The organism is Methylobacterium sp. J-088, from assembly GCF_022829295.1.
Taxonomy (GTDB): domain Bacteria; phylum Pseudomonadota; class Alphaproteobacteria; order Rhizobiales; family Beijerinckiaceae; genus Methylobacterium.
The window spans coordinates 1-342 of sequence record NZ_JAKSYH010000176.1; the positions used below are offsets into that span (position 1 = coordinate 1).

Genomic DNA, 342 nt, shown 5'->3' on the forward strand with positions numbered 1-342 from the left:
ACGAGCCCAAGATCCCCGGCCGGCTGCTCCCGGCCCGCGATCTCATCCCACTCGGCGCCAGCAAGCGCCCCAGCGTCGCCGCCGGCCGCTACGACCGCGGCGACATCGTGGCCGCTGCCTGTCGCGCCGCCCCCGGCATCATGGAGCGCTGCGGCGTCTCTCGCCGCGTGGCGATGTACTCCGCTCTCAAGGCCGCCTGGGAGGTTGCCAAGGCCGCCCACCGCGCCGCTGCGCACTGAGGAGCCGCGCCCATGCCCCAGGATCTCCGCTCCTACACCGCGACCGGCCAGCGCCATCGCCGCCGCTACGAGGAAATCGCCCGCGGCATCCATCGCGCCGCTC

At 74.6% G+C, this 342-nt stretch carries 1 protein-coding gene; it reads left to right on the top strand.

Annotated elements, in window-relative coordinates; all coding sequences use genetic code 11:
• Nucleotides 1–239, top strand: a 239-nt coding sequence (locus tag MKK63_RS19865; RefSeq protein WP_244004834.1) for a hypothetical protein, incomplete at its 5' end; no start/stop codon positions are given.
• Between the last annotated feature and the right edge of the window lie 103 nt (nucleotides 240–342).